Origin of the sequence: Micromonospora sp. WMMD1076, from assembly GCF_029581475.1 — a bacterium.
In the GTDB taxonomy this organism is placed as follows: domain Bacteria; phylum Actinomycetota; class Actinomycetes; order Mycobacteriales; family Micromonosporaceae; genus Micromonospora; species Micromonospora aurantiaca.
In genome coordinates this window covers 2,763,954-2,779,356 of record NZ_CP120862.1, presented here as the reverse complement: position 1 = coordinate 2,779,356, position 15,403 = coordinate 2,763,954, and the positions used below count along the sequence as shown (strand labels likewise).

At 71.1% G+C, this 15,403-nt stretch carries 20 protein-coding genes and 1 pseudogene; 9 read left to right on the top strand and 12 right to left on the bottom strand.

Annotated features, from left to right (window positions below):
- Positions 1-70: 70 nt before the first annotated feature.
- The 5 genes and pseudogenes from O7622_RS13525 to O7622_RS13505 form a co-directional block, all read right to left on the bottom strand.
- Positions 71-562 (bottom strand): winged helix-turn-helix domain-containing protein, encoded by a 492-nt coding sequence (locus O7622_RS13525; RefSeq protein ID WP_282313662.1) that lies wholly within the window; start codon positions 560-562, stop codon positions 71-73.
- Between the two features lie 505 nt (positions 563-1,067).
- Positions 1,068-2,102 (bottom strand): sigma-70 family RNA polymerase sigma factor, encoded by a 1,035-nt coding sequence (locus O7622_RS13520; RefSeq protein WP_282313661.1) that lies wholly within the window; start codon positions 2,100-2,102, stop codon positions 1,068-1,070.
- 84 nt (positions 2,103-2,186) lie between these two features.
- Positions 2,187-3,692: an ISL3 family transposase gene (locus tag O7622_RS13515; RefSeq protein WP_282314033.1), complete on the bottom strand. Its 1,506-nt coding sequence runs from the start codon at positions 3,690-3,692 to the stop codon at positions 2,187-2,189.
- A 111-nt stretch (positions 3,693-3,803) separates the two neighbouring features.
- A pseudogene (locus O7622_RS13510) lies at positions 3,804-4,547 on the bottom strand (IS5 family transposase); the annotation flags it as partial.
- Between the two features lie 97 nt (positions 4,548-4,644).
- Positions 4,645-5,148 (bottom strand): RICIN domain-containing protein, encoded by a 504-nt coding sequence (locus O7622_RS13505; protein ID WP_282313660.1) that lies wholly within the window; start codon positions 5,146-5,148, stop codon positions 4,645-4,647.
- Between the two features lie 741 nt (positions 5,149-5,889).
- Here O7622_RS13505 and O7622_RS13500 point away from each other — a divergent pair.
- Positions 5,890-6,117: a hypothetical protein gene (locus tag O7622_RS13500; protein WP_013474689.1), complete on the top strand. Its 228-nt coding sequence runs from the start codon at positions 5,890-5,892 to the stop codon at positions 6,115-6,117.
- Between the two features lie 48 nt (positions 6,118-6,165).
- Here the strand turns inward: O7622_RS13500 and O7622_RS13495 are convergent, their stop codons facing one another.
- The 4 genes from O7622_RS13495 to O7622_RS13480 form a co-directional block, all read right to left on the bottom strand.
- Positions 6,166-6,996: a 5'/3'-nucleotidase SurE gene (locus tag O7622_RS13495; protein ID WP_282313659.1), complete on the bottom strand. Its 831-nt coding sequence runs from the start codon at positions 6,994-6,996 to the stop codon at positions 6,166-6,168.
- Positions 6,986-7,912 (bottom strand): PfkB family carbohydrate kinase, encoded by a 927-nt coding sequence (locus tag O7622_RS13490; protein ID WP_282314134.1) that lies wholly within the window; start codon positions 7,910-7,912, stop codon positions 6,986-6,988. Before O7622_RS13490 ends, O7622_RS13495 begins: the two co-directional genes overlap by 11 nt.
- Before the next feature lie 57 nt (positions 7,913-7,969).
- Positions 7,970-8,182, bottom strand: a complete 213-nt coding sequence (locus tag O7622_RS13485; RefSeq protein ID WP_282313658.1) for a hypothetical protein — start codon at positions 8,180-8,182, stop codon at positions 7,970-7,972.
- Positions 8,183-8,317: 135 nt separating this feature from the next.
- Positions 8,318-9,262, bottom strand: a complete 945-nt coding sequence (locus O7622_RS13480; protein WP_282313657.1) for an FAD-dependent oxidoreductase — start codon at positions 9,260-9,262, stop codon at positions 8,318-8,320.
- A gap of 144 nt (positions 9,263-9,406) precedes the next feature.
- Here O7622_RS13480 and O7622_RS13475 point away from each other — a divergent pair, with 144 nt between their 5' ends.
- The 7 genes from O7622_RS13475 to O7622_RS13445 are packed head-to-tail and all read left to right on the top strand — an operon-like array spanning position 9,407 to position 12,996.
- Positions 9,407-10,150 carry an IS607 family transposase gene (locus tag O7622_RS13475; protein ID WP_282314133.1) on the top strand — a complete coding sequence of 248 codons (744 nt, stop codon included), beginning with the start codon at positions 9,407-9,409 and terminating at the stop codon, positions 10,148-10,150.
- A gap of 13 nt (positions 10,151-10,163) precedes the next feature.
- Positions 10,164-10,577 carry a YbaB/EbfC family nucleoid-associated protein gene (locus O7622_RS13470; protein ID WP_145752601.1) on the top strand — a complete coding sequence of 138 codons (414 nt, stop codon included), beginning with the start codon at positions 10,164-10,166 and terminating at the stop codon, positions 10,575-10,577.
- A complete protein-coding gene (locus tag O7622_RS13465; protein WP_282313656.1) occupies positions 10,574-10,903 on the top strand; it encodes a hypothetical protein in 330 nt (109 codons plus the stop codon). The genes O7622_RS13470 and O7622_RS13465 overlap by 4 nt, the downstream gene beginning before the upstream one ends.
- Positions 10,904-10,906: 3 nt before the next feature.
- The gene (locus O7622_RS13460; RefSeq protein ID WP_282313655.1) at positions 10,907-11,401 is read left to right on the top strand and encodes a hypothetical protein; all 495 of its coding nucleotides are present in this window, start codon (positions 10,907-10,909) and stop codon (positions 11,399-11,401) included.
- Positions 11,394-11,921 carry an endonuclease gene (locus O7622_RS13455; RefSeq protein WP_282313654.1) on the top strand — a complete coding sequence of 176 codons (528 nt, stop codon included), beginning with the start codon at positions 11,394-11,396 and terminating at the stop codon, positions 11,919-11,921. Before O7622_RS13460 ends, O7622_RS13455 begins: the two co-directional genes overlap by 8 nt.
- Positions 11,918-12,463, top strand: a complete 546-nt coding sequence (locus O7622_RS13450; RefSeq protein ID WP_282313653.1) for an SUKH-4 family immunity protein — start codon at positions 11,918-11,920, stop codon at positions 12,461-12,463. The genes O7622_RS13455 and O7622_RS13450 overlap by 4 nt, the downstream gene beginning before the upstream one ends.
- Positions 12,460-12,996 carry an SUKH-4 family immunity protein gene (locus tag O7622_RS13445; protein ID WP_282313652.1) on the top strand — a complete coding sequence of 179 codons (537 nt, stop codon included), beginning with the start codon at positions 12,460-12,462 and terminating at the stop codon, positions 12,994-12,996. The genes O7622_RS13450 and O7622_RS13445 overlap by 4 nt, the downstream gene beginning before the upstream one ends.
- A gap of 129 nt (positions 12,997-13,125) precedes the next feature.
- Here the strand turns inward: O7622_RS13445 and O7622_RS13440 are convergent, their stop codons facing one another.
- From O7622_RS13440 to O7622_RS13430, 3 genes are all read right to left on the bottom strand, one after another.
- Entirely contained in the window at positions 13,126-13,281 is a 156-nt protein-coding gene (locus tag O7622_RS13440) for a hypothetical protein (protein ID WP_282313651.1), read from the bottom strand.
- 44 nt (positions 13,282-13,325) lie between these two features.
- The gene (locus O7622_RS13435) at positions 13,326-13,940 is read right to left on the bottom strand and encodes a dihydrofolate reductase family protein (RefSeq protein WP_282313650.1); all 615 of its coding nucleotides are present in this window, start codon (positions 13,938-13,940) and stop codon (positions 13,326-13,328) included.
- A 146-nt stretch (positions 13,941-14,086) separates the two neighbouring features.
- Positions 14,087-14,824 (bottom strand): VOC family protein, encoded by a 738-nt coding sequence (locus tag O7622_RS13430; RefSeq protein ID WP_282313649.1) that lies wholly within the window; start codon positions 14,822-14,824, stop codon positions 14,087-14,089.
- A 144-nt stretch (positions 14,825-14,968) separates the two neighbouring features.
- On the opposite strand from O7622_RS13430, the gene O7622_RS13425 reads away from it, so the two are divergent.
- Entirely contained in the window at positions 14,969-15,394 is a 426-nt protein-coding gene (locus tag O7622_RS13425; protein WP_282313648.1) for a hypothetical protein, read from the top strand.
- Positions 15,395-15,403 lie beyond the last annotated feature (9 nt).

The following is a 15,403-nucleotide window of genomic DNA, read 5'->3' as shown; positions in this document are numbered from 1 at the left end:
CTGCCCGGACAAGGCGCACAAAAGCCCCACCCCGAGGGCCGCAAGTGCAAGATCGACGGCGAGAAGGGGGTCAGGGGGTGAGGCGGAAGCCTACGCCTCTCACCGCGTGGATCATGGCGGGAGCGTCCAGGCGGCCCAGCTTGCGGCGGAGGCGGCGTACCACGGAGTGCATGTCCGAGCCCCGCCCGAGGTGGTCGTTGCCCCAGACGGCGCGGTGCAGCCGCGCGTACGTCCACACCTGGCCGGGCGTACCGGTGAGGCAGACGAGCAGGTCGTGCTCCAGCGGCGTCAACCCGATCTCCCGCTCCCGCCAGCGCAGCACCCGCCGGTCGGAGTCCACGGCCAGTTCCCGCCCGGGTGGCTCGGCCGGTGCCTCGTCACTCGCGGGCGGCTGCGGCGCCGGGGCGAGCGCGGGCCGGCGTACCAGGTCGAGGAAGCGGCGGGCCTGATGGGCGCTGGACACGATCAGGAACGACTCGGTGCCGCCGAGCAGTTGGGCGAGCTGCCGGCGCTCGGCCGACGAGGACGCGATGCCGATGACCAAGGACGGGAGCCCTGTCATCCGTTCCCACCTTTCCGGCAGGCCGAACCACAACGCCGGGCGGTCGCCGGGCACGACGATGCGGAGGCACCTGGCTTGCGGAGTTCGACCCGAGGGGTGCGGGAGCTGCGGTTTCGTGAGGCTTCGGGGTGAACTACCGGGATCATATAGCCGAGCACCGATGATTGGTATAGCAGTTAACGTCGATGTAACTGCCTGCAACAAGGTGTTCGAGGCAAGTTGCGCCGGTGCGGGCGTACCGATGAGAGCCGGGACGTACGGCGGTCCAATGCGTGTGATCACCCACCTGCTCTGCCTGGCCGACGGGACGCCGACCCGCGCGGACGTCGCGGCCCGCTGCGCCGGACTGGCCGCGGCGCTGCGCGGCCGCGACCGGGGCGTGGTGGTGTGCGATGTGTCCGCGGTGAGCGCGCCCGACCTGGTCACGGTCGAGGTGCTGGCACGGATCCGCCTGACCGCGCGGCGGTTCGGCTGGCGGCTGGAGGTACGCGGCGCCGGCGACGACCTACGCGAGCTCGCCGGCCTGCTCGGGCTGGCCGGTGCCCTCCTCGATCCGGTCCGGCAGCCCGAACAGCGGGAACAGGCGGTCGACGTCGAGGAAGTTGTTGAGCGACGTGATCCGGCCGCCGGAGACGCCGATCACGATCAGCGCCCAGGGCACGTGGCCTGAGCCGTCGGGGTCGCGCCGGTAGTGCCCGAACGCCGGCATGCCGTTGGCGGCGGTCGGCACCAGGCGGGAGCCGCGGCAGCCGCTACCAGTGCCGGCCATCCACGCGGCGATGTGCTCGGGGCCGCGCAGCCACAGCGGCAGCGGCGGCATCGACAGCGTCGCGTCCTCGTGCAGCAGCGCGGTGAGCGCCGTCAGGTCGTACGCCTCGAAGGCCCGCACGTAACGGGCGAGCAGCGCCTGCTGCTCGCTGTCGAGCGGCCGGCGCACCTCGGCCTCGGTGTCGGCCGAGGCGAGCGTGGCCCGCGCCCGTTGCAGCGCGCTGTTGACGCTCGCCACCGTCGTGTCGAGCAGGTCGGCGACCTCCTGGGCCGACCAGGCCAGCACCTCGCGCAGGATCAGCACGGCCCGCTGCTTCGGCGGCAGGTGCTGCAACGCCGCGACGAACGCCAGCCGGACCGACTCCCGGCCGGCCACCACCTCGGCCGGGTCGGCGACCTCCGGCAGCACCCGGTCGTCGGGTGCCGGGCCGAGCCAGATCTGCTCCGGGCGGGGCTCGCCGGGGTGGGTGGCGGTGCCGACGCCCGCCGGACCGAGGTCCATCGGCCGGACCCGGCGCTGCGCGCTGGTGGACATGGACAGGCAGACGTTCGTCGCGATCCGGTAGAGCCAGGTCCGCAGCGCGGACCGCCCCTCGAACTTGTCGAAGTTACGCCAGGCCCGGACGAACGTGTCCTGCACCGCGTCCTCGGCCTCGAAGGCCGAACCCAGCATCCGGTAGCAGTAGCCGGTCAGCTCCGACCGGTACGCCTCGAGTTGCGCCTCGACGGGGACGCTCGCCACCTCGCTCACCCCGCCGAAACTAGCCCACATGCCGGATCAACGCGAGTACCGGCAAACCGGGGGACTGTAAAACGAACGGCCCTGTCTCACTTTCGGTGGTGACGGAGGGTGCTGTTATCCGAGGAGGATGCGGTGGCGGAGCAGGGTGAAGCCTGCTCTTGCGTGCATTTGACGTGCGATTCGTTTGGTCTTGGTGTTGACGCCTTCGGTGGGGCCGTTGCTGTAGGGGAGCGTGAGCGCGGCGTTCACGGCGTCGCGGTCGCGTTCCAGGCCTCTGGTGAAGGCGTGCAGGTGAGGTAGATCGACTGCGCGAACCCGCAGGATCCAGTGCGAGAGCCGGTCGGTGTTTGTGGGCTGAGGCGTCAGGAACTCGGCGAAGCGTCCGACAGCCGCGGCGAGGTGGGTCATCTCTGGGCAGGCTGCGGTGAGTCGTGCCAGTAGATCTTGGTGCTCGGGTTTGAGGTTGTCGGGCCTGGTGAGGATCATCCGGGCGAGGCGGCGTGGGGAGATGTGGCTGCGGTCGGTGTCCGCGCGGCCTTGGTTGATGTACTTGTGCAGGAGGTTGAGACAGCCGGTGAAGCCGAGGGTCTTGATCTCTTCGAAGAGGTGCTTGACGCCGACGCCGGGGTCCTCGGCTCGACGTTTGCGTAGGTGTTCGCGATAGGGGTCGACGAGGCTGGCACGGTATTTGGGGACCCGGAGCATCCGCTCGGGCCGGTCGGCTCGCGCGTAGCGCTTGATGGTGTTCAGGGCCAACTGCAGGCGGCGGGCGCACTCCAGCAGACCCACGCCCTGGTCGAGGAGGTCATGGACCTGGTGCCAGCGTTGCTGGGTCGTCTGCGCGCGGGGGCCGTCATAGATGGGTGCGTCCAGGACGGGGGCCCAGCAGGTGCTGTGCGCCTTCACCTCGCTGAGGGCGGCTTCACAGAGGTTGTGCCAAAGGTGCCACCGGTCTGCGACCTGCACCGCGCCGGGCAGAGCGCGGCGGATGGCCTCGGCGTAGGTCGCCGAGCCGTCACGGCATACGACCTCAACGCCGGGATGTGCGCGCAACCACGCTTCGAGGGTGTCGGCGGTGCGGTCGGGTAGCACGTCGATCCGCTCATGGGACTCGGCGTCGATCACCACGGTGGCGTAGCGGTGCCGCCGGCGTAGAGCGAAATCGTCAACGCCGATCACCCGAGGTGTCCGCTCATTGGGCAGCGGGATGCGCAGCAGGGCGCGTAGGGCCGTGTGACGGGACAGGCCCATGGCGAGGATCGCCAGCAGACGTGACCCTGCCCGGCCCGCCAACTCTTTGACGACGGCTTTGACCTGCCTGTTCAAACGGGCTGTGCGGCGCTGGTATCGCTCCAGCACCCCGGGCACCTGTTCACGGAAGGTATGGCGGCAGCCGCGCGTGGGGCACACCAGACGCCGCACCCGCACACGGACCACCACCCGGCGCCCGTCGACCGGAACGTCGGCGACCGTCCGCCAGTGATAGCCGTGCACCCGTTCGGACGAGGCCCCGCACCTCGGGCAGACCGCGGTGTCACGCGGCGTCCGGGCCCGCACCACGATCCGCTCATCCTCGTCGGCCACGTCCTCGACGACCAGCGGGGACAGCCCCGAGAACACCGTCTGGACAAGTCTGTTGACATCCTCCACATAGGAGCAACGACACTCGCCACCCTCCGTCACCACCGAAAGTGAGACAGGGCCGTTAGCGAGACAGACCCCAGGCGGGCTGAGGAATTCCTGGTGGATGTCGTCGCGGATCTCCCAGCGGATGCGCAGGCGGCGGAACCAGTGCAGCCAGGCGATGGTGCGTTCGACGACCCAGCGTGTGGTGCCGAGGCCGGAGCCGTGGGGTGCGCCACGTCGGGCGATGACGGGGGTGACGCCGCGGGCGCCTACTTGTTGGCGGTGGCTGTCGTAGTCGTAGCCCCGATCGGCGTAGAGCCGGTCGGGCGCTGCCTCGGTGGGCCTCGGCGTCCGCCGATCGGGGGGGGATGGCGTCGAGCCGGGCGATGGTCTGGGTGCATTCGTGGCGGTTGCCGCCGGTCAGTGTGACCGCGAGGGGGATGCCGCCGGCGTCGGTGATGACGCGGTGTTTCGAGCCAGGCTTGCGGCGGTCGACCGGGCTCGGACCGGTTTTGCGCCGCCCTTGAGCGCCCGGATGTGGGAGCCGTCGATCACCGCCCTGGACAGGTTCAGCTGCCCGGCACCCCACAGCCGGGCCAACAGCAGCTCGTGCAGCCGCTGCCACACCCAGGCGTCATTCCAGTCCCGCATCATGCGCCAGCAGGTCATCCCCGACCCGAACCCGAGTTCCTGGAGCAGGAACTCGGGTTCGCGGTGTAGAGCACGAACAAGATCCCGCACAGCACCTTCCGGTCATCCAGCGGCTTACGCCCGGGATGCCGGGCCCCGCCGTGGTGGGCGGGGTGGCAGCAGCGGTGCGATCTCGGCCCACAACTCAACCAAGACCACCCACGGCGGCTGCTCACCCCTCCTCACGTTCAAACGAAACGACCCTCACGTCCAGTCGGTTACGCCCAACATCATTCAGTTAGGAACTCTAAGCCACTCAGAAGGCCTTCCACTGCTGGTCGTATCCGCCAGTCTTGTCCCAGATCACGAGCTTGGCGTTTGAGCCCGTGCTCCCTCCCGACACCGCCATGTACTTGCCCGACTTGGCGTTTACGTAGCCGTAGTAGCCAGGCGTGTTCGCCGGGATTTTGTACCAGCGCTGATCGAGCGAGCTAACGCAATCAAAAACCACGATCGGCGCATTCGAAGCAGTGCTGCTGGCAGCAACGCCGAGGCACTTGTTGGTATTGGAGGCATTCTTAATCTCATAGGCGTTACTGCCCGAAGAAGTGATGTCGATCCACCGCTGGTCCGCCGTATTGGAACAGGGCCACTGCACGGCGGGGGTGTTGTTCGCCAGGCTGCCACCGGAAAGGCTGATGCACATGCCAGGAAATTGGTTCTTGATTTGAACAGTAGCGGCAAGAGCGGGCGTCGCCGGCACCAAAATGGCGGCAGTCAGCGTGGAAGCGATCACTGCACCTGCAACTGGAATGCGCATTCTTTTCCCTTTCCGAGGAACTCGTCGGATTGACACCGACCGTTGCACTTGACGAAGTGTACAGAAGCGGCACGCATCAGGAGACCCTGGGGCACATAACTGGGCAATCAGTAGCTAGATGCAAAAAACGTCATGCCAGCGGCTGCGGCACCGATCGATGAGGATGGCCAAAGGAACCCGTCACGCATGAATGACCCCTCAACTTGGATGGATCCACCAGACTGAAGCACCTGACTGCGCGTCCAGACCAAGTTCGACATTTGGTAAGGCTGGGAGACAACGTCCACGACTACGGCTGCGCTCGAATCTGGCGGCCGGCACCAAGCCGTTCACCTGATGTACTGGCACCAACCGCTCAACACCTCAAGCTCGAACCACGAGCCGTCGACCGGTACCCGCCCGCTCTACGACCACAACGTGGACGCCGTGGTGTGGGCCCATAGCCACGTGTACGAGCGGTTCGCACCGATGAACCAAGACGGTGGCCATGGCGCCTCCCGGGGACTGCGTAGCTTCGTCGCCGGATAGGCGGACCAGCCACCACTCTTCCGGACCATCCAGCCCAACAGCGAGGCGGCAACACCAGCGCGGACGGCGTCTTAAAGGTCACCTGCACGCAACCATGAATGACCGGGAGTTCATGCCGGTGGGGAGGCAGACCTGCCTCGAGAGCGACAGCCGTGGTTGCCGCGTCCCGCCCCGGGGTATCGCTCAGGCAGGAGCACCGGTGAGGAGGACGAGATGACCGACCCCAGGTACGCACCGATCGGGCTGGCCGCCGCCGGGCGGCTGGTCCCTGACGACGGACAGACCGACGGCGGTGAGGTCGTCGGCGCCGACGACGCGGCTGCCGACGCCGCCCGGGCCGGCGCCGACGTGGACCTGTCCCGGGCCGACCGGGACAGCGACGGCACCCCGGTGGGCGCCGCCGACGCCGAGGCCGACCGCAGGCGCGCGGCCGGCGAGTGACGCTCTCCGTCCCGCCACCCGTGCGACGGTGGCGGGGCGGAGCCGTCCTCAGCCGTCGACCGGCAGCTCCACGTCGGGCAGGTGCCCGAGCGCCCGGATCGCCGTCACCGCGGCGTACCCGTCGGCCAGCCAGGCGATGTCGGTGCCGGGGACCGCGCGGACCGCGTTCGCCTCCACCGCCGTACGCACGAAGCCCTCACCACGCTCGGCGACCGACACCTGCACCTGCCCGAACGGCGCGAGTGTCGCCTGGCGCAGCCCGGCCACCTGCGCGGCCGGCAGGTCGGGCACGTTGAGGTTGAGCACGGTGCCCGGCCCCGCGCCGGCCAGCCAGGGCAGCAGCGTCGCGGCCAGCCCGGCGGCTGTCGGCCAGTGCCGGGACTCGTCGTCGACGCTGTCCAGCACCGCGATCGCCGCGCCGCCGCTGCCGGCGCTCGCCGCCGCCGGGGTGAGCACGTCGAGCGACACGGCGAGCGCGCGGATGCCGTTGTTGCCGGCGGTCAGCGCCGCGCCGACGGTGCCGGAGTGCAGGACCGCGTGGCCCGCGTTGGCGCCCCGGTTGATGCCGGACAGCAGCAGGTCCGGTACCGGCCCGAACACGCCGAGCCCGGCCAGCACCGCGATGTACGCCGGGGACGCCGCCACCGCGTACGCGGGCACACCGGGGAGGCCGTCCAGCTCGGTCTCGCGGAACACCAGCCGCCCGTCGTCGGTCACCGCTGACAGCGCCGCGCTCATCCCGCTCGCCTCGGCCTCCGGCGCCGCGACCACCACGTCCATTCCGCGCTCGTACGCCGCCCGGGCCAGCGCGCGGATGCCGGGGGCGTGCACGCCGTCGTCGTTGGTCACCAGCACCCGGGATGGCCGGTCAGCTGTCATCGTCGCCACCGTCCAGCGAGGTCAGCCGCACCCGGCCGGTCAGTTCGCGTACCGCCTCGGCCCGGCCCGTGCCGAGCCCGTGCCGGGTCACGTTCAGCGCTCCGGCGGCGGCGCCGACGTGCAGCGCCTCCCGCATGTCGCCGCCCCGGGCCAGCACCGCCGCCACCCCGGCGGTCATCGAGTCACCGGCGCCCCGGTGGTCGGCCAGCTCCAGCGTCGGCGCGTGCACCAGCAGCGGGTCGCCGCCCTCCGGCAGCGCCAGCGCGGGCTCCCCCGCCCGGCTGATCAGCACCGTCCGCGCACCCCGCTCCTGGCACCGGCGACCGGCGTCGCGCAGCGCCTCGACACTGTCGTCCTTGGCCAGGCCGTCGTCGAGCAGCTCCTCGTGGCTGACCTTCAGCACGCTCACGCCGCCGTCGAGCACGGCCTCCAGGTACGGCCCGGACAGGTCGGCGACCACCGTCCCGCCGTTGGCGCTCAGGTCGGCGGCGAGGCGGCGGTAGATGTCCGGGTCCACCACCTGCGGGTCGGCCGGCCCGCTGAGCACGCTGACCGGGGCGCGCAGCCCTTCGGTGAGCGTCACCGTGTACAGCTCGTCGATGTCGTGCCGCACCATCGGCGCACCCGGGTGCTCGGCGATCTCGGACCGCTCGCCGTCGCGCCGGTCGTGCACGTACCAGCCGGTGCCGGACTCCCGCCGCACCATCCGGACCGTGACGTCCTCGTCGTCGAGCAGCTTGCGGACCGCGTCGCCCACCTCGCCGCCGAGACCCACGCACATGGTCACCGGTACGCCGAGCGCCGCGATCATCCGGGTCTGCCACACCCCCTGCCCGCCGGGGTGCAGGTGCAGCTCGGGTACGCCGCCCTGCTGCTCGATCGTCACAGTCAACAGCGGGGCCGGGGCGAACACCATCACCTTCTGCTCCATCCGCCAGTGTTGCCCGCTGACCGGCCCCGCTAATCCCCCAGGTCAGCGCGTACGCGCGGAGGTGCGCCGACGCCGCAGGTACGGCAGCGCGAACAGGTAGAGGCCGCTGATCAGGAGCAGGGCGAGCGGGAGCAGCGGCACGTAGGAGACCCACACGATCGGGTCCTTCTGGGCCAGCGCCACGAAGGTGATCACGACGGTCACGGTGAAGGCGACGGAGAACCAGCGGTGCAGTTGACGGATGCGCGTGTCCATGGACGGTGACCTCTCGCCGGTGGCCTCCCCGGCGGGAAGGCCCGTGCCGGAAACGCTAGGTCCGGGCGCATGCCCGGGGCTTCTCGATTCCTGACCGGTCCGCGCGTTCCCGACCGGTCCGCGCCGCCGGGACGGTCAGGCGCTCAGGGCGAGATCGGCCGCCTCGGCGGCGCAGCCCCAGGACAGCGTCACGCCGGCCCCGCCGTGCCCGTACGCGTGCACCAGCCGCCCGTCCGCCGGGTCCACCTCGACCCGGGGGCCGCCGTGCCGGGCCGGCCGCAGCCCGATCCGCTCCCCCAGCACCGGCGCGTCCGCGAGCTGCGGCACCAGCGCCACGCACCGGCGCCGGATCGCCGCCGCCTCCTCCGGGTCGGGGCGGGTGTGTCCCACCCCCGCCTCGTAGGTGCCGCCCAGCACGACGTCGTGCCGGCGCGGATGCACGTACGTGACGCCCGCCGGGTCCTCCTCGTCGCGCACCGACACGGTCAGGCCCGGGTTCGCCACCAGCAGGACGTGCCCGCGCGCCGGGTACACGGCCGGGTCGGCGGCGAGCCGGCCGGCGGCCAGGCCGGTCGCGTTGACCACGACCGGCGCGACCTCGTACGCCTCGGCGAGCGTGCCCAGCGCGCGGCGGACGATCCGGCCGCCGCCCGCCTCCAGGCGCTGCCGCAGCCAGGTGAGGTAGCTGGTCATCTCCACCGACGGGGCGGTGAACCGCAGCAGCGCGGTGTACGGCGGCTCCGCCGGCTCGGCCGTCAGGTCGCCGCAGGCGTCGGCCCACCAGGGCGGGCCGGTGTAGGTGTGGCGCAGCCACATCCGAGTGGGCCGGTCGACCACTCCCGGCACGCCGTCGGCCGCCTGGCGGCGCAGCTCGGCGTGGGTGTCCCGGGCCCAGCGCAACACCCGGGGATCCTCCTCGGTGTGGCTCGGGTACCAGACCGCGGCGGCCACCGTCGACACCGTGTCGGCCGGATCGTGGGCGGTCAGGACGGTGACCCGCGCGCCGCGCCGCTGGAGCGTGAGCGCTGTCGTCATCCCGATCACGCCGCCACCGGCCACCACCACGTCCGCCTTCGTCATGGTCCGCTCCCGTCGCCCGTACCGTCGTCGCCCCGCCGATCGTCGCCGCCCGGCGTACCCGCTGTCCAGGACGGGGCAGCACACGGGGCGAATCCCTTTGTCCGTCTCGGTTACGCTCGTGGCGTTTGGCCTTGGGGGTGACAACTGCTGGTGTGTCGGGTCCTCAGTAGTCGGCGTTACGAGTCCGGGACGCTGCCCGTTCCGGCTGACCGCCTCGGTCGTCTGATCATGGTCGGGGAGCCGGTCACCGGCACGGCGGCCGGGGCCCGGGCCGGGTGGACGGTGGCGTACGCCCGGGTGTCGTCGGTTGATCAGAACGCCGACCTGGACCGGCAGGTCGCGAGGGTGACCGTGTGGGCCACCGGGCAGAAACTCGGCGTGGACCGGGTGGTGACCGAAGTCGGCTCGGCGCTCAAAGGCCACCGTGAGAAGTTCCTCGAGCTGCTGCGTGATCCGACTGTGTCGACGATCGTGGTGGAGCCCCGGGACCGGTTCGCCCGGTTCGGCGCCGAGTACGTGGGGGCCGCGCTGACCGCGCAGGGTCGCCGGCTGCTGCTGGCCGACCGCTGGTATCCGTCCGCCAAGACCTGCTCGGGTTGCGGCGCGGTGAAAGCCAAGCTGGCCCTGCACGAGCGTGAATACCAGTGCCAGGCGTGTGGTCTGGTCATCGACCGCGACCGCAACGCCGCCCTCAACCTGGCCGCTCTGGCCGGTGAGTTCGACACCGCCGGGAGTGGCCCGGCGGCAGCACGTGGAGCCGACCAGAAGACCCGCACACGCGGGCAGGTGGCCGCGAAACGTGAACCCGGCACCACAACCGTGGGTCAGACCGGGACCGTCCCACCGCAAGGCAGGACTACCGACCGTGTGCTCACCAAAGCGCACTGAAAGGTAACGGCTCATGAGTGCGGATCCTTCGATGAGCGGCGACTTCACCCGCATGCTCGACGCGACGATGGCGGCACTTCGGACTGTGGGTCCGCCGCCGGAGGGTGAGGCGGAGACACCCGCGGTGGGCGAGGCCGCCGACGGGCAGGTCCGTGCCGAGATGGGCCGCGACGGCAGGCTCCACTCGCTGCACGTCGAGCCGCGGCTGATGCGGCTCGGCTCCGAGGAACTGACCGCGCACATCGTCACCGCCGTCAACGCGGCGATCGACGGGCTGCGGACCGGCCCGGCCCCGCAGGTCGCGGACATGTCGCAGCTGCGGGAGCAGTTGCAGGAGGTACGGGACACGGCCGTACCCCGGCTCGGGTCGTTCCTCGACGCGCTGACCGAGGCGCAGGAGCGGCTGGCGCGCGGCGGGCAGCGATGAGCGGCGGCGGCTTCGAGGTGCACCCGCCGCTGATCCGGGCCGCCGGGCGTGGCGTCAGCGACGTGGCCAAGCGGTTCACCGGCGAGCTGGAGGCGTTCGAGGCGCGGATGCAGGGCTACGGCGAGCCGTGGGGCGCCGACGACATCGGATCGCTCATCGGCATCGCGTACACCGAGGTGGCGAACTACATCTTCGACTGCCTCGGCATGGCCGCCGACGAGTTCACCTCCGCGGGCGCCGACATCGCGGGGATGGCCGACTCGTACGAGCGGGTCGACGAGGACGGCGCGGGCACCATGCGCTCGCTCGCCGGCGGACTGGGGTGAGCCGTGGGACTGCAACTACCCGGTGAGCTGATCACTGCGCTCGGCTGGATCGGCTACACCTGGCCGGCGGCCGACGAGGAGAAGCTCTTCGAGATGGGCCAGGCGTGGCTGGAGTTCGGCGGCCGGATCGGGGCGGCGGCCGGCGAGGCGGACGCCGCTGCCGCGCAGGTGTGGACGCAGAACGTCGGTCCGGCGATCGCGGCGTTCCAGAAGTGGTGGGGCGGCGAGCAGAACGGTCCGCTCGTGTTGCACGACAGCATGCCCGCGGCGACGCTGCTCGGCGCCGGGCTGATCATCTGCGCGGCGATCGTCCTGGCGCTGAAGATCGCGGTGATCGTGCAGCTGGCCATCCTCGCGTTCCAGGTCGCCCAGGCGATCGCCACCGCCGTTGTCACGTTCGGCGCCTCGCTGGCCGAGATCCCGATCTTCCAGATCATCACCCGGGAGATCGTCGGCGCGCTCATCGACCAGGTCATCGGGAGACTGCTCGATGCCTAGCCCGAGGCGCGGCCGGGGCGCCGCCGCGAAACCGGCCGCCGGCAAGATCGTCCGCAAGGCGGTCGAGAAGCTGGAGAAGCCGATCGTCCGGGTCACCGGGCCCAACCGGAGCCTGCCCACGAAGGTGGTCCGGGTCGAGCGCCGCGACTTCCACGCCACCGCCCAGTTCCGGCGCAAGATGGCCGCGCTGAAGAAGCTCAGCGACGAGGGCAAGCTCTACAAGGCCACCAACCCGGTGGCACGCGACAAGAGCATCACCGACGGCTACAAGGACCGGATCCGGCAGAAGATCTGGGACAAGTACTGGCCGCACGACAAGGACCTCGCCAACCGGCTCAGTCAACGGCTCAGCGACTACCATCCCGACCACGTGTGGGAACTGCAGCTCGGCGGGCCGGACACGGTCGACAACCTCAAGCTGCTGCATGGTAGAACCAACACGGACATCGGCTCCCAGATCTGGGGGCAGATCCAGAATCTGCCGGACGGAACCCCGATCCGAATAGAGGTAGTGGATTGACTTCCGATCTCGCGCAGCTTCTCGACGAACTCCGCGCCGACCTGGCCGCGGACGAGCCGGCCAGTCTCGCGTACGCGCAGATCGGCGCGCCCGCCGACGACCGCGACGTGCCGGCGGAGCTGCCGGCCGGCCTGCGTGATCTGCTGCTCGCCGCCGACGGCCTGCGTGCCGGGGCGTTCGAGCTGGCCTCGACCGGCCGGCTCGCCGCGGTGCAGTACTTCCTCGACTACGCGCCCGGCTTCTCCCCCATCCCGCAGGACAAGACCGGCTGGCTGGTGGTCGGCACGCGCAGCGACGAGCCGATCTTCCTGGAGCGGACGACCGGCACGGTGTGGTACTTCCCGCCGACCGGCACCGAGTGGTTCATGGGCGACGCGTTCGAGGAGCTGGCGCCCGACCTCGACTCGTTCGTGCACTACTACCTGCTCGGCCCCGGCTACGCCGAGCTGGTCACCGACGACGACGCGTGGTACGCGTTCCTCGACCGGCAGGGCCTGCTCGACGACGCGGACGAGGTCGACGAGGACGAGGCGCAGCCGTGACCGTGACCCGGGAGCAGCTCACCGCGCTGTGGGGTGAGCGGGGCGTCATCTACTTCCCCGACCAGCGCTTCGACGCGATCCTCGGGCCGCTCGGGCCGGAGGTGTTCCCGCCCGACGGCGCACTGCCGGTCGAGGTGCCGATCCTGTTCACAGTCGACGTCTCGGTCCCCGACGTGGAGCTGTTCGCCACGCTGTCGATCGAGCTGGGCGACCAGGGCCCCCGCCCGTACGTCGTGCTCGGCGCCTCGCCGGAGGATCCGGCGCTGCTGTTCTGCCTGGATGCGGGCACCGGCGCGGTGATCCTGCTGGACCTGGAGACGCCGAACCTGGAGACGGTGAACGGCACGTTCGCCGCGTTCGTGGAGTTCCTCTACCGGCTCGGGCAGCTCATCGCCACCGACCCGGGCGGGCGGGAGCGGGCCGCACGGGCGGCGGCGATCCGCGACGACCTGCGCCCGGTCGACCCGGTGGCGTTCGCGGATCCGGAGTCGTGGTGGAACATGGCCTTCGACGAGCTGGAGTCGACCGCCTGACGTCAGCCGGCCGCCGGCGCGGCGCGGTCCGCGTCGGTCAGGCCCGCGACGAGCAGCAGGTACGCGACCAGCGCCGCCCAGTTCCCGGCGAACGCCGCGTCGAAGCCGGCCGTCCGGTCGAAGGCGCTGTCACCGCCGCCGTACAGGAACCTTCCCGGCGCCCGGCTCGTCCGGCATGGTGCGGACCGCGTCCACGATCAGCGGTGCGGGCGCCGCCGGAACCGCCCAGCGCGGCGCCGGCAGCCCGGCGGCGGCGTAGCCGAGCAGCAGCGGGGCGCGACGCACCGGCGGATCCTTTCCCGGCACACCGGGCCGCCGCCCCGCGATCGTCAGCTGCCGGCCGGCACCTGGTCCTTGACGTCGTCGTAGCCGACAGCGCCCGGCGCCGGGGCCGGGGTGTAGATCACCCGGATCACGCCGGTCGGGTACGCCTCGGTCTCGGCCACCCGCAGGTGGTACGGCGCGTCGCCCTCGTCGAACAGCCGGCGGCCCTTGCGGGCGGCGACCGGGTGCACCAGCAGCCGCAGCTCGTCCACCAGGCCCGCGGCGAGAAGTTGCTGCACCACCGAGATCGAGCCGGGGATGAGGACGCCCTTGATGCCGGCGTCGGCCTTGAGCGCGCGTACGGCGTCGGCCAGGTCGCCCTGGATCAGCTCGGAGTTGCGCCAGGAGAACTCCAGCGGCTGGCGGGACACGACCACCTTGCGCATGTCGCCGAGCTGCTCGGCGAACGGCGCGTCCTCACCTCCGGCGGCCTCGCGGTCCGGCCAGGCGCCGGCGAAGCTGTCGTACGTCTCCCGGCCGATCAGCAGCACGTCGGAGGTGTCGTAGTCCTCGGCGACGGCGCGGCTCATGTTCTCGTCGAAGTACGGGAAGTGCCAGTCGGGGTCGATCTCGGCGACACCGTCGGCCGAGATGAACAGCGTGGAGATGACAGTGGCCATCGCGGTGCTCCTTCGCAGTGGGTTCGACGGGTTGACCACCGCACCGTGTCAAACTCATCGGCCCGCGACGACGTCACCCGGGATCAGAACGTGGAACCCGGTGGCGTGCCCCCGCCCACCCGCCCGTCGGCGGCGCCGCCGGTGGGTCAGGCCGGGGTGAGGACGCAGAACTCGTTGCCCTCCGGGTCGACGAGCACCCGCCAGTGGATGTCGGCCCCACCCAGGCCGGCGGCGGTGGCGCCGAGTGCCAGCAGCCGGGCCTCCTCGGCGTCCAGGTCGTCGCCCGGGTAGGGACGGACGTCGAGGTGGACGCGGTTCCACCCGGTCTTCGCGTCGGCCGTGCGGGCGAACCGCAGGTACGGCCCGACGCCCCGAGCGGAGCGCAGCACCGCCTGCCGGTCGGTCACCTCGTGCACGGTCCAGTCGGTGGCCCGGCCCCAGAAGTCCGCCATGGCGCGCGGGTCCGCGCAGTCGACCACCACCTCGGCGATCGGCCCCGTATCCGCGTGCCGCGGGTTCGGCTCCCGTACGCAGAACTCGTTGCCCTCCGGGTCCGCCAGGACCGTCCACGGCACGTCGCCCTGGCCCACGTCGGCGGGGGTGGCGCCGAGCGCGGTCAGGCGCGCGACCAGCTCCGCATGGTGCGCGGCCGAGGTGGTCGCGAGGTCGACGTGGACGCGGTTCTTCGCCGTCTTGGACTCGGTGGAGACGACGAGGTCGACGTAGAGGGCACGGGGGTCCGGGTAGGTGAGGCCCTCGGGTTCGAGGTTCGTCACGCCGGGGGCCTCGCTGGAGATCCCCCAGCCGAGCACCTTCGCCCAGAAGCCGCCGAGCGCCACCTCGTCGTGGGCCTTCATGTTGATCTGCACGAGCCGGGTTGCCATGGCGGCGATGGTAGATGCCGCGCCTGGTGGCCGTGGTCCCGGCAGGTGATCAGGAATCGAGAAGCGGACCGTGACCGCCGCGCCATAGCGTTGTCGTCAGACGGTCGGCACCACGCGGACCGCGAGTCACGAGGGGGAACCGAGATGTCCGACGGGTTCAGCGCCGAGGAGCGCGCCGCGATGAAGGAGCGCGCCGCCGAGCTGCGCGCCGAGGGCAAGAAGGGCGCGAAGAAGGCCGACGAGCTCCAGGCGGTGCTCGACCGGATCGCGCAGATGGCGCCGGAGGACCGCGAGCTGGCCGAGCGCGTGCACATGACCATCACCTCCGCCGCGCCGGAGCTGTCGCCGAAGACCTGGTACGGCATGCCCGCGTACGCCAACGCCGCCGGCAAGATCGTCGTGTTCTTCCAGGACGCGGGGAAGTTCAAGTACCGCTACTCGACGCTGGGCTTCCAGGAGGCGGCGAACCTCGACGACGGCGACATGTGGCCGGCGTCGTTCGCGCTGGTGAAGTGGAGCCCGGAGGTGGAGAAGAAGATCGCCGAGCTGGTGCGTACCGCCGTGTCCTGACCGCGCCGC